At 73.3% G+C, this 12,773-nt stretch carries 8 protein-coding genes; 5 read left to right on the forward strand and 3 right to left on the reverse strand.

Annotated features, from left to right (window positions below):
* The first annotated feature begins 478 nt into the window (after positions 1 to 478).
* The 3 genes from ddaH (at position 479) to AC07VC_RS09405 (ending at position 5,831) form a co-directional block, all read left to right on the forward strand.
* Complete coding sequence (gene ddaH / locus AC07VC_RS09395) at positions 479 to 1,615, forward strand: dimethylargininase (protein ID WP_494676526.1); 1,137 nt, start codon at positions 479 to 481, stop codon at positions 1,613 to 1,615.
* Positions 1,616 to 2,259: 644 nt separating this feature from the next.
* Positions 2,260 to 4,026 carry an ABC transporter ATP-binding protein gene (locus tag AC07VC_RS09400; RefSeq protein ID WP_494676589.1) on the forward strand — a complete coding sequence of 589 codons (1,767 nt, stop codon included), beginning with the start codon at positions 2,260 to 2,262 and terminating at the stop codon, positions 4,024 to 4,026.
* Positions 4,023 to 5,831 (forward strand): ABC transporter ATP-binding protein, encoded by a 1,809-nt coding sequence (locus tag AC07VC_RS09405; protein ID WP_494676525.1) that lies wholly within the window; start codon positions 4,023 to 4,025, stop codon positions 5,829 to 5,831. The genes AC07VC_RS09400 and AC07VC_RS09405 overlap by 4 nt, the downstream gene beginning before the upstream one ends.
* 24 nt (positions 5,832 to 5,855) lie before the next feature.
* On the opposite strand, the gene AC07VC_RS09410 is transcribed toward AC07VC_RS09405, so the two are convergent.
* The 3 genes from AC07VC_RS09410 to AC07VC_RS09420 form a co-directional block, all read right to left on the reverse strand.
* Entirely contained in the window at positions 5,856 to 6,293 is a 438-nt protein-coding gene (locus AC07VC_RS09410) for a hypothetical protein (protein ID WP_494676524.1), read from the reverse strand.
* A 125-nt stretch (positions 6,294 to 6,418) separates the two neighbouring features.
* Positions 6,419 to 6,739, reverse strand: a complete 321-nt coding sequence (locus AC07VC_RS09415; protein WP_494676523.1) for an MGMT family protein — start codon at positions 6,737 to 6,739, stop codon at positions 6,419 to 6,421.
* A 3-nt stretch (positions 6,740 to 6,742) separates the two neighbouring features.
* Positions 6,743 to 7,195: a GNAT family N-acetyltransferase gene (locus AC07VC_RS09420; protein WP_317230332.1), complete on the reverse strand. Its 453-nt coding sequence runs from the start codon at positions 7,193 to 7,195 to the stop codon at positions 6,743 to 6,745.
* Positions 7,196 to 7,440: 245 nt separating this feature from the next.
* Between AC07VC_RS09420 and AC07VC_RS09425 the strand changes: the two genes are divergently transcribed.
* The gene (locus tag AC07VC_RS09425; RefSeq protein WP_494676522.1) at positions 7,441 to 8,655 is read left to right on the forward strand and encodes an NADP-dependent isocitrate dehydrogenase; all 1,215 of its coding nucleotides are present in this window, start codon (positions 7,441 to 7,443) and stop codon (positions 8,653 to 8,655) included.
* 207 nt (positions 8,656 to 8,862) lie between these two features.
* Positions 8,863 to 12,495 (forward strand): S8 family serine peptidase, encoded by a 3,633-nt coding sequence (locus AC07VC_RS09430; protein WP_494676521.1) that lies wholly within the window; start codon positions 8,863 to 8,865, stop codon positions 12,493 to 12,495.
* The last annotated feature ends 278 nt before the right edge of the window (positions 12,496 to 12,773 follow it).

The raw sequence follows: 12,773 nt of genomic DNA on the forward strand, positions 1-12,773 counted from the left end.
GACACCGCCGGACTTGATTTGATCGAACGGGAAGGCCCGTCGCACTTGGTGCGACGGGCCTTCCTGCGTTAACAGCCCTTTCTGCGTCAACAGCCACGGTGGCCGCCTGGACCAGGCGACCGCCAGCTGGCGCCGCAGGACGGGGGATCTGGTCGCCCCGGAAGATCCGTGGACGCCGGCAGCCTGCCCCGTCGCCCAGCTGGCCGACGCTGCCAGCGCCCTCACATCGCGCCCATAAGAGCGGCCGATATCCTCGTCGCTCGTGACCGATCCCCACGAGAACGCCCGAGACGCAACTCAGACCCCGCCGGCAGCCGGAGGCGATCCCCAGGGATCTCCTGTGCGGCCGGACGCCGACGCGGCGCGAGGGTCGAGGGCGTCGGGCCGAGGGGCCCCGTCGTCCTCCGCCACCGCGACGCCGCTCGGCCGTGCCCTGTCCGCGGCGCTCGTCGCAGCCGGGGTCTCCGCCATCCTGGGGTTGCTCTTCAGCGTGCTCGCGCTGTTCAGTGCCAATCAGCCCGGAGCCGCCATCCTGGTCACCCTCCTCGACTACTGGACGGTCCACACCCTCGTCGCGTTCGTCCTCCTCGCGGCCCTCGCCGGTACCGGCCTCTACCGCAGGCTGTGGACCACCATCGTCGGGTCCGTCGCCGCTGCGGTCGTCGGTGCTCTCGTGGGCAGCCTCGTCGGGGCGCTCGGCCAGGGGGCGACCATCACCGGCGACATCGTGGTGCCGCTGCTGGAGACCCTCCTGGGACTCAACCTGATGTTCGTCATCGGCGTCTCCCTGGCGTCGATCCTCCTGGGCCGTCGGCTGTGGATCCGGCTCGTCGGCAGCACGAGTGACCCGGTGCGCGAGCGGATCGCGCTGGTGCGCATCCCGTCGTCCCGCCTCGCCGAAGGAGAGCTGACCCACCTCGACCGTCGGCCCGTGGACGCGGAGCTGGCGGATCAGCAGTGGGAGGGCTACGTCCTGGCGCTCGAGGAGCACGGCTGGTCGACGCGCGAGGTGCCGCCCGCGGACGAGCACCCCGACTCGGTCTTCGTCGAGGATGCCGTGCTCGTCCTCGGCGGCACGGCCGTCCTGCTGACGTCCGGCTCGGACTCCCGTCGAGGCGAGCGGACCGGCGTCGAGCGCGCGGTCGAGGACATGGGCCTCACGGTGGCATCCATCGACCTCCCCGCGACGATCGACGGCGGGGACGTGCTCGAGGTCGGTCGCACCCTCTACGTGGGGGCCAGCAGCCGCACGAACTCCGCCGGGATCCGCCGCCTCCGCGAGATCGCGCGCCCACTCGGCTACGCCGTGGTGGCCGTGCCCGTCCGGCGGACCCTGCACCTCAAGTCGCAGGTCACGGCCCTGCCGGACGGCACGGTCATCGGGTACGAGGCTCTCGTCGACGAGCCGCGCCTCTTCCCGTCGTTCCTGGCCGTCCCCGAGGCCGAGGGGACCGCCGTCGTGGCCCTCGACGACGACACCCTGCTGCTCTCCGCCGCGGCGCCGCGGACGGCGGAGCTGCTGCGCGGCCTCGGCTACGAGGTGGTGACGGTGGACATCAGCGAGTTCGAGAAGCTCGAGGGCTGCGTCACCTGCCTGTCGGTGCGCATCGGCTGATACCGACGGACGTGAGCTCGAGGGCCCGGCCCGCATCCACGGATGCGAGCCGGGCCCTTGCTTCTTCGCGTCTCCCGTCCATATCCTGGAAGGCTGCCTCGCGCGGCCATTCACGTGGTCCATCGGTGCGGCCCACACGTGAATCGCATACGCAGCCAGGGAGGGTGTCATGACCACGACATCGATGACGCACGCACGCACGACCTCGAACAGGATCGGTGCCGTGACCGCGCACCCCACGATCCCGTCCGGCGTCCCGCGCCGCTAGCTCCCGCCGCTCCCACCACCCGGCGCCACGGGACACCGGGCCCCTCGGCCCGCACGTCCAGCACCGGGGATCCGGCACCGGCCGGGCGCTCCCGCGTCGGGGCACGTCGTCGTGCTCCGCTGTGCGGGACGCCGGCGGCTGACCGCCAGCCCGCACCCACCGTCCTCCCGCGAGAGATCCCGGGACCTCGTCATCCGTCCGGCCGCCGCGCCGGGGCCCCGCCACGGGTGCCCTCCGCCCGTGGCCGCAGAGCACCTCCGGCCGCGCATCGGCCGACTACGAAAAGGAATCCCTCGTGTCCACCTCACCGCCCGAATCGCCTGACGCGTCGTCGGCCGACCGCCACGGCCCCCGGCCCGGCACCATCCCGGTCCTGATGCGGCTGCTGCCGTTCGCGCGTCCCGCCATGCCGAGCATCATCGCCGGCATGGTGGTCGCGCTCGTCGGCTCGCTCCTGTCGCTCGTCATCCCGCAGATCCTCCGCGGCCTGGTCGACGGGCCGCTCGGCGACGGCGACTCGGCCGCCGTGGTGCCGGCCGTGCTCCTCATCCTCGGGCTCGGGATCCTCGAGGCCGCGATGATCGCGCTCCGTCGCTGGTTCGTGCTGAAGCCGGGCACCCTCATGGAGGCCGACATGCGGAACGCCTTCTACCGGAAGCTGCAGCAGCTGCCGGTCGCGTTCCACGACAGGTGGCAGAGCGGGCAGCTCCTGTCCCGCATGGTGAGCGACCTGAACCTCATCCGACGGTGGATGGCGTTCGGCCTGGTGCTGTTCGTCGTCAACATCCTCACGATCCTCGTGGGCATCGGCTTCCTCGTCTCCATCGACTGGCGCCTCGGCATCGGCTTCCTCCTCTGCTCCATCCCGCTGTGGGTGTACGGCTACCTGTTCGAGCAGAAGTACTCCTCGGTGGCCCGGCTCAGCCAGGACCAGTCCGGCGACCTCGCCACGAGCGTCGAGCAGTCGGTGCACGGCATCCGGGTGCTGAAGGCCTTCGGGCGCGGCAAGCACATGCACGACGCCTTCGCCGAGCAGGCGGAGGAGCTGCGGGGCACGGAGATCAAGAAGGCCCAGGCCATCGCCGGGATCTGGCTGTGGCTCCTCCTCATCCCCGACCTCACCTTCGCGCTGGCGCTGCTCGGCGGCGTTCTCCTCGCCTCCGGCGGGGAGATCTCCGTGGGCGAGCTCGTCGCCTTCTTCGCGACCGCCGCCGTGCTGCGCTGGCCGATCGAGTCGGTGGGCTTCCTGCTGTCCATGACGTTCGACGCGCGCACCGCCATCGACCGGTACTTCGAGGTGATGGACGAGGAGGACACCATCACCGACCCCGCGACGCCCGTGCGCATCGCCGAGCCCCGCGGGCACCTCGTGTTCCGGGGCGCGCACTTCCGCTACCAGGACGCCGCCGCGGGCCAGCCCGACCTCATCGACGGCATCGACCTCGACCTGCGTCCCGGCGAGACCATGGCGCTCGTCGGCGTCACCGGCTGCGGCAAGTCCACGCTCACCGCGCTGACCACGAGGCTGTACGACGTCACCGGCGGCAGCATCGAGCTGGACGGCGTGGACATCCGCGACCTCGGCCTCGAGGAGCTGCGCAGCCGCATCGCGATGGCCTTCGAGGACGCGACGCTGTTCTCCTCGAGCGTCCGCGACAACGTGCTCCTCGGGCGCCCGGACCTCGCGGCCGGCGGGCCGGAGGCCGAGCGCGTGCTGCAGGAGGCGCTCGACATCGCGCAGGCCGGGTTCGTCCGGGATCTGCCGGAGGGCGTCGACACGACCGTGGGCGAGGAGGGGCTCAGCCTCTCCGGCGGGCAGCGGCAGCGCCTCGCCCTGGCGCGCGCGGTCGCCGCGGCGCCCGACGTGCTCGTGCTCGACGACCCGCTGTCCGCGCTCGACGTGGACACGGAGGCGCTCGTCGAGGCGGCGCTGCGTCGCGTGCTCGCGTCGACCACCGCGCTGATCGTGGCGCACCGCCCCTCGACCGTGATGCTCGCGGACCGGGTGGCCCTCATGCAGGACGGCCGCATCACCGCGGTCGGCCGGCACTCCGACCTGCTCGCCACGAGCGAGCACTACCGGTTCGTCATCTCGAGCCTCGACGTGGAAGGGAACACCGTGCGCGAGGAGGCCTCAGCATGAGCGTCACCGGAGTCACCGGCGAGGAGAGGGACGACTTCTCCCGCAGCGAGAGCAAGCAGATCCGCAAGCGCTCGACGCGGCTGCTCGTCAGCACCATCCAGCCGGTCAAGCAGTCGCTGATCCTCACGGCCGTCACGATCCTCGTCGCCACGGCGGCCAACGTCGCGGGCCCCGCCCTCATCGGCATCGGCCTCGACCGGGCGTTGCCCGCGCTCCTCGACACGGGGGACTTCACGCAGCTCGCGCTCGTGATCGGCGCGTACGTCCTCGTCGCGGTGACGGGCGCCGTCCTGGTGGCCAAGTACCAGGTCATGTCGGCGCGGATCGCGCAGGAGATCCTCCTCGACCTCCGCAAGCGCATGTTCCTGCACACGCAGAAGCTGAGCCTGGAGTTCCACGAGACGTACACGTCCGGCCGCATCATCTCGCGCCAGACGAGCGACCTCGACTCGATCCGCGAGCTCCTCAACGGCGGGATCAACCAGCTCGTGCAGGGGGCGCTCTACATGGCCTTCACCGCCGTCGCGCTGTTCTCGTTCGACTGGGTCTCGGGCCTCGTGCTGCTCGCCGCCCTCGTGCCGCTGTTCCTCCTGAGCCTCTGGTTCGCCGTGAAGTCGCAGGCGCTGTTCCGCCAGACGCGCGTGAAGTCCGCGCGCCTGATCGTGCACTTCGTCGAGACGATGACGGGAATCCGGGCGGTGAAGGCCTTCCGCAAGGAGAACCGCAACGCCGCCGAGTTCTCGGAGCACGTCGAGGGGTACCGCGACACCAACATGCGCGTGATCCAGGTCTTCGGCGTGTTCGACCCCGGGCTCATCCTCATCGGCAACGTCACCGTGGCGGTCGTGCTGCTCGTCGGCGGCCTCCGCGTCGCCGACGGCCAGCTCGGCATCGGCGCGCTCCTGGCGGTCGTGCTCTACACGCGGCAGTTCTTCGGGCCGGCGCAGGACATGGCCATGTTCTACAACAGCTACCAGTCGGCGTCGGCCGCGCTCGAGAAGATCTCGGGCGTGCTCGAGGAGGAGCCGAGCGTGCCGGACCCGGTGCGGCCGGTGGACCTGTGGGAGTCCACGGGCCACGTCGCGTTCGAGGGCGTGGAGTTCGGCTACGGGAAGGGCAAGACGATCCTGCCCCGCTTCGACCTCGACATGCCGGCGGGGCAGACCATCGCCCTCGTCGGATCGACGGGCGCGGGCAAGACGACGCTCGCCAAGCTCATCTCGCGGTTCTACGACCCGTCCGACGGACGCGTCGCGCTCGACGGGATCGACCTGCGGGACCTCCACCCGAAGGACCTCCGCCGCGCCATCGTCATGGTGACGCAGGAGGCGTACCTCTTCTCGGGGTCGGTGGCCGACAACATCGCCATCGGCAAGCCCGAGGCGACGAGTCGGGAGATCCAGGAGGCGGCGGAGGCCGTGGGTGCCCACACCTTCATCGAGTCGCTCCCGGACGGGTACGACACCGACGTGAACAAGCGCGGCGGCCGCGTCTCGGCCGGGCAGCGGCAGCTGATCTCGTTCGCGCGCGCGTTCCTCGCGGATCCGGCGGTGCTGATCCTCGACGAGGCGACCAGCTCGCTCGACATCCCGAGCGAGCGCCTCGTGCAGCAGGGCCTCACGACCCTGCTCGCGGACCGGACGGCCATCATCATCGCGCACCGGCTCTCCACGGTCGCGATCGCCGACCGCGTGCTCGTGATGGAGCAGGGCCGCATCGTCGAGGACGGGACGCCGGACGCGCTCATCGAGGGCACCGGCCGGTTCTCGCAGCTGCACGCGGCCTGGCGGGAATCGCTGGTCTAGCGCCGGCGCCAGCGCCAGCCGGGATCAGAGGTCGAGCGCGGGGGATCCCGTCGGCAGCCAGGCGTGCACGACCTCGCCGTCGGGGGCGGCGTGCCAGCCGTCGCCGCACGTCATGGTCGCCGCGGGCGTCGGATCCGGCCACCAGGTGTCCTGCACGCCGGGCGCGGGTGCGTCCGGCGTCGCGGCCTCGCATCCGAGCCGGTCGGCGGGCGTCGCGGAGCGGAACTCGAGGATGGCGCCCTCGCCGCGCAGCGACGTCTTGATGCGGATGTCGGTGGCGTCCGCCGGGATCCAGGCGGGGAGCCGCCCCTCGGCGTCCTCCGCCGCCGCGTAGACGCGGGCGTCCGCCGGCGTGGTCATGCCGCCGACGGTGCGGGCGGCCCCGCAGCCGCCGAGGGCGAGCGCGAGGGTGGCGGCGAGGGCGGAGGCGGCGAGGGGGCGGACGGACCGGCGTCGGGGCATGGTCCCAGTCCAGCGGACCGACCGGCTCCACCGCGTCGGCCGGGAGGCCCCGGTCGTGGTCCCCGGGCATGACCCGGGGTCGGCCGCCCGGGGGAGGCCGCCGCGCGCCGCACGGGATCAGCCGGTCACGGGAACCAGCGGGCCGCCGCGAGGTCGACGCGGTAGCCCTCGTCCGTCGGGGCGACGAGGAGGGGCGTGCCCTCGGCCTCGTAGCGGGGGCGGGCCTCGTCGGCGAGGCCCGTCGGGGGATGCCCGCCGGCGCGGAGGACCCGCCACCAGGGGAGCCCGGCGCCGTGGTAGCGCAGCACCATGCCGACCGCCCGGGCGCCGCGGCGGCCGAAGACGGCGGCGACGTCGCCGTACGTCATGACCCGACCGGGCGGGATCTCCGCCACGACCTCGAGCACGCGGTCGGTGAACTCCCCGGGGGTGGCGAAGACGGCCACGCGCTAGAGCGCCAGGGCGCCGATGGACTCGCCGTACTGGGTCTCGCCGATGACCTCGAAGCCGACGTGCGTGAAGAACTCCTCCGGACCGTCCTCGCCCGGCTCCCACACCACCGTGAGGCGGTCGAAGCCGCGCGCGCGCGCCTCGTCGGCCAGGGCGAGCACGGCGAAGCGGCCGACGCCGTGCCCCTGCGCGTCCGCGTCGACGTTGATCCGCCAGATGCAGCTGCGGAAGATCTCCTCGTGCGCCTCGGGGTCGAAGTTGCCCATGATGAAGCCGACGACCTCGCCGTCCTCCATGACCACGCGCGGCCAGGCGGTGGTCGGGTTCACGTAGGCCTCGGCGATGGAGTGCGACACGGGGGCGACGTACGCCTCCTGCCCCGGCTTGAGCGTCAGCGTGTTCGCCGCCACGATCGTGCGGGCGCTCAGCTCTTCGAGTGTCATGTCGCTCATGGCCACAGGGTATCGGGCGGGCGTCCCGCGGACCAGGCGCCGGAGCGGCGGGATGCGCGCGGGTGACGGCGGATGCATCCGCGGCACCGGCGGCTCCGCGCGCGCATCCCGCGGGATGTCTCGATGTCGAGAGACAGGGCCCGCCGGGTAGGCTGGCCGACGGATCCACCGGCGACGAGCCGGACCCGGGGTGCGCCGACGGAGACGCGCCCACGGAGGGCACCGACGAGCATGAGGAGGACTTCGTGGAGAAGATCAAGGTAGAGGGGACCGTCGTCGAGCTCGACGGCGACGAGATGACGCGCATCATCTGGCAGTCCATCAAGGACACGCTCATCCACCCGTACCTCGACATCGACCTCGAGTACTACGACCTGGGCATCGAGAAGCGCGACGAGACCGACGACCAGATCACGATCGACGCGGCCAACGCCATCAAGAAGCACGGCGTCGGCGTCAAGTGCGCGACGATCACGCCCGACGAGGCGCGCGTCGAGGAGTTCGGCCTCAAGAGGATGTGGCGCTCGCCGAACGGCACGATCCGCAACATCCTCGGCGGCACGATCTTCCGCGAGCCCATCATCATCAGCAACATCCCGCGCCTCGTCCCCGGCTGGAACAAGCCGATCATCGTCGGCCGCCACGCCTTCGGCGACCAGTACCGCGCCACCGACTTCCGCTTCGAGGGCGAGGGCACCCTCACGATGACCTTCACGCCGAAGGACGGCTCCGAGCCGCAGCAGTTCGAGGTGTTCCAGAGCCCCGGATCCGGCGTCGCGATGGGCATGTACAACCTCGACGACTCGATCCGCGACTTCGCGCGCGCCTCGCTGTCCTACGGGCTCGCCCGGAACTACCCGGTGTACCTCTCCACCAAGAACACGATCCTCAAGGCCTACGACGGCCGCTTCAAGGACCTGTTCCAGGAGGTGTTCGAGGCGGAGTACCAGGACCAGTTCGCCGCGGCCGGCCTCACCTACGAGCACCGCCTGATCGACGACATGGTCGCCGCGTCCCTCAAGTGGGAGGGCGGCTACGTCTGGGCCTGCAAGAACTACGACGGCGACGTGCAGTCCGACACCGTCGCGCAGGGCTTCGGCTCGCTCGGCCTCATGACGAGCGTGCTGACCACGCCCGACGGCAAGGTCGTCGAGGCGGAGGCCGCGCACGGCACCGTCACGCGCCACTACCGCCAGCACCAGCAGGGCAAGCCCACGTCGACGAACCCCATCGCGTCGATCTACGCCTGGACGCGGGGCCTCGCGCACCGCGCGAAGCTCGACGGCAACGACGCGCTGAGGACCTTCGCGGACACCCTCGAGGACGTCGTCATCACGACGGTCGAGAGCGGCAAGATGACGAAGGACCTCGCGCTCCTCGTCGGGCCCGACCAGCCGTACCAGACGACCGAGGAGTTCCTCGCGTCGCTCGCGGACAACCTGCAGGCGCGCCTGGCCTGATCCGACGCCCGCCGGCCCGCCGGTGAGAGGCCCCGCATCCCTCGGATGCGGGGCCTCTCGTGCGTCCGGGACAGGCGAGCCGGCGGGCGCGCCCGACGCGGGCGGCGCGGTGCTGTGCACCAGGCCCACGGGAGATCCACAGGTCTCCTTAGCCTGACGGGAATCCACCCCCGTCCGGCCTCGAGCCGGTGACCGAAGGGAACCACCATGCTCCTTCCCCCGTCCTCGCCGGTCCGATCCGCGGCGCCGCCGGCCCGTGCGGGACGCCGTGCGTGGCCCGTCGCCGCGGGCACCGCGCTCACCGCCCTCGCGCTCGTCGCCGCGACGCTCCCCGGGGTCGCGCAGGCCGCGCCCCGTCCCGCCGACGGCGGCGGGAGCGCCGGCGGCGCCTCGTCCTACGTCGTCACGCTGCGTGCCGACCCCGCGGCGACGTACGCCGGCGGCACGCCGGGCCTGCAGTCGACCCGCGCGGATCCCGGCACGCAGCTCGACGCCGGCTCCGAGGCCGTGGAGGACTACGCGGGCCACCTGCGGGACGTCCAGCGCCAGACCGCGGCCGCCGTCGGCGCGGAGGTCGACCAGGCCTACGCGCTGACCCTCGACGGGTTCTCCGCCCGCCTCACCGCGCACCAGGCGGCGCGCCTGTCGGCGGACGACCGCGTCCTGAGCGTGCAGCCCGACACGCTGCTCCACCCGCAGTCGACCCCGGCGCTCGACGCGCTGGGGCTCCCCGGTCCCGACGGCGTCTGGGCCCGTACGGGCGGCCAGGAGCACGCGGGCGAGGGCGTCGTGCTGGGCGACATCGACACCGGGATCGCGCCGGACAACCCCGCGTTCGCCGGTGCTCCCCTCGGGACCGCGCCCGGTGCCGAGCCCTACCGGGACGGCGACGCCGACGGCACCGCGTACCGCAAGGCCGACGGCCACGTGTTCCACGGCGCCTGCCAGACCGGTCCCGGGTTCTCGGCCGCCGACTGCTCGACGAAGGTCATCGGCGCGCGCTACTTCGTCCAGGGGCGCCAGGCCGACGGCGACCCGCTCGGGCCGCAGGAGCGGCTCTCGCCCCGGGACACGAACGGGCACGGATCGCACACGGCCAGCACGGCCGCGGGCGACGGCGGGGTGACCGCCGTCGTGGCCGGCCAGGAGGTGGACGAGATCTCCGGCGTCGCCCCCGCCGCGCGGATCGCCGTCTACAAGGCCTGCTGGGACGGACCGGACGCGGCGGTGGAGACCGACGACGGCTGCTCCAGCAGCGACCTCGTCGCGGCCATCGAGCAGGCGACGGCGGACGGCGTCGACGTCGTCAACTACTCGATCGGCGGATCCGGGCAGACCGAGCTGAGCCCGACCGACCGGGCGTTCTTCGGAGCGGCCTCCGCGGGCGTCTTCGTCGCGGCGGCCGCGGGGAACAGCGGCCCGGACGCGGGCACGGGCGACAACAGCACCCCCTGGGTGACCACGGTCGGCGCGAGCTCCGCGCCGCACCCGTACTCCGGGACGATCGCGTTCGCGGACGGACGGAAGGTCGTCGGGGCGTCGCTGACGGTGATCGCCCCCGTCGCGGCGCCGCTCGTGCTCGCCTCCGCGGCGTCCGTCGCGGGGACGTCCTCCCCGGCCGTCTGCGCGGCGGACTCGCTCGATCCCGCCCGGACGGCCGGGCGGATCGTCGTCTGCGACCGGGGCGTGACCGGACGGGTGGAGAAGTCGGCGGAGGTGCGCCGCGCCGGCGGCGTGGGCATGGTCCTCGTCAACACGAAGACCGACTCCGCGGACGCGGACTCCCACTCCGTCCCCACCGTGCACGTCGACGTGCCCTCGCGGCAGACGGTCCTCGACGAGGCGCGCGCCGGCGCGACGGCGACCATGGTCCGCGGCAACACGACGGGCAGCGAGGCCCCGGCCCCGCAGATCGCCGGCTTCAGCTCCCGCGGACCGGCCAGCCTCGCGGGAGGCGACGTCCTCAAGCCGGACGTCGCCGCTCCCGGCGTGGCGGTCCTCGCCGCCACCGCGGACACCGAGGCGGGTCGGCCGACCTTCGGCGCCCTGTCCGGCACGTCGATGGCCGCCCCGCACGTGGCCGGCAGCGGGCTGCTCTACCTCGGCGAGCACCCCCAGGCCGCGCCCGCGGAGATCAAGTCGGCGCTCATGACCACGGCCCGCGACACCGTGGACGCGGACGGCCATCCCGTGACGGACCCGTTCGCGCAGGGCGCGGGCGAGATCCAGACGACCCGCTACCTCGATCCCGGGCTGCTCTACCTCGCCGGCCACGACGACTGGGCGCGGTACGTCGCGGGCATCGGCGGCGACCTCGGTGACGGCGCCCAGCCCCGGGACCCGTCCGAGCTCAACCTGCCCAGCATCGCCGTCGCATCCCTCACGGGGCCGCGGACGGTGACGCGCACGGTCACCGCGACCCGCCCTGGCCGGTACACGGCGTCGGTCCAGGGGCTGGCCGGGGTGCACGCCGACGTGGTCCCCGCGACCCTCGCCTTCACGAAGGCCGGGCAGACGCGGTCCTTCACCGTCCGGCTCTCGTCCACGTCCGACGCGGAGGTGGGCCGGTACGCCACCGGCTCGCTGACCTGGACGGGCGGCGACACGACCGTGCGCAGCCCGATCGCCGTCCGGCCGGTCCCGGTCGTGGCGCCGGGGTCCGTGTCGGGCTCCGGCACGACGGGGGCGGCCGACGTCACGGTGACGGCCGGATCGACCGGCACCCTCCGGCCCGTGGTCGACGGGCTGGTCCGCGGCGTGCCGCTGCCCGACCCGACCCGCCCGGGCTCCGGGGAGTCCGGACGCGGGGAGGAGGGCGAGGTCCTCGCGCACCGGATCCACGTCGACGCGGGGGAGCGCGCCCTGGTCGTGGACGTGCACCCGACCGCGGGGACGACGGACCTCGACCTGACGCTCGACCGGGTGGCGGCGGACGGCAGCGTGATCACCCGCCGGCAGTCCGGGACCGAGTCGGCGTCCGAGCGGATCACGGTCTTCGACCCGGAGCCCGGCGACTACGTGGCCCAGGTCCTCGTCTTCGGGGTGAGCACGGCGGGCGGGACGGGCGCCTACGTGATCGAGCCGTACCACCTGCGCCCGGGCGCGGGCGAGGGCGCCCCCTCGGTGCGACCGGAGTCGGTGCGCCCGGTGCAGGGCGAGCAGGCGACGTTCCAGGTCGCGTGGGACGGCCTCGCCGCGGGGCCGGAGTACCTCGGGCTGGTCTCGTACGGCACGGACGCGTCGCCGCGCACGCTGGTCGACGTCACCACGGCGCCGAGCGCGGCACGCCCGGTCGCGGCGACCTCGGCCGCCCGCATCGAGGGGACGCCCATCGTGGGATCGCGGCTGACGGCCGACGTCGGGACGTGGGCCGCGAGCGGCCTCGCCTTCCGGACGAGGTGGCTGTCCGACGGGAAGCCGATCCCCGGCGCCGACGACGCCGCGTACCAGGCCACCGCCCAGGACGTGGGCAGGGCGCTGACGGCGGAGGTCACGGCGACGGCTCCCGACGGGTCGCACGGGGTGTCCGTGACGCAGCCGATGGCCGTGCGGTTCGCCCCGCGGGCGAGCGTGACCGTCACCGGGGCGGATCCGCGGAGCGGCCGGACGTCCGCCGTCGCGGTCCGCGTCGCGAGCCGGGCGCCCGCCCCCGCCACCGGCACGGTCACCGTCTCGGTCGACGGGCAGGCGCACGACGTCGTCCTGGACGCGCAGGGGACCGCGCGCCTGGAGCTCGCCGACCTCGCGGCGGGCAGCCATCCCGTGCAGGCCGCCTACGCGGGCGACGCCGTCGTCGCACCGGGCACGAGCCCGCGGAGGCAGCTGCGCGTGATCGGCTGAGACGGGCCCGCGCGAGCGGCGGGCAGCACGACGGGAGGGGCGCGCGCCAGCAGGCGGGCGCCCCTCCCGCGTGCCGGGTCCGTCCGGACGGGATCCTGAACACCTGCTGCATGGGTGGCGTACGCGAGCCCCTAGGGACCGCCCCGGGAGCAGCCGGGAGCGCTCGGGATCGGCGGGATGACGGGCTTCGAGGGACCTGTCCGATCTGTTACACGGCGGTAACACCCGGCCTATCTCAGGGCGAATACCCGGGGTATGTTGAGGATTCGTGCGCGTCT

This window comes from Clavibacter sp. GW821-FHT01D01 (assembly GCF_059422605.1).

Bases quoted from the DNA above. Each gene is read 5' to 3' on its own strand.
- AC07VC_RS09400 (WP_494676589.1), top strand. From the start codon at position 2,260: ATGCGGCTGCTGCCGTTCGCGCGTCCCGCCATGCCGAGCATCATCGCC.
- AC07VC_RS09405 (WP_494676525.1), top strand. From the start codon at position 4,023: ATGAGCGTCACCGGAGTCACCGGCGAGGAGAGGGACGACTTCTCCCGC.
- AC07VC_RS09410 (WP_494676524.1), bottom strand. From the start codon at position 6,293: ATGCCCCGACGCCGGTCCGTCCGCCCCCTCGCCGCCTCCGCCCTCGCC.
- AC07VC_RS09420 (WP_317230332.1), bottom strand. From the start codon at position 7,195: ATGAGCGACATGACACTCGAAGAGCTGAGCGCCCGCACGATCGTGGCG.
- AC07VC_RS09430 (WP_494676521.1), top strand. From the start codon at position 8,863: ATGCTCCTTCCCCCGTCCTCGCCGGTCCGATCCGCGGCGCCGCCGGCC.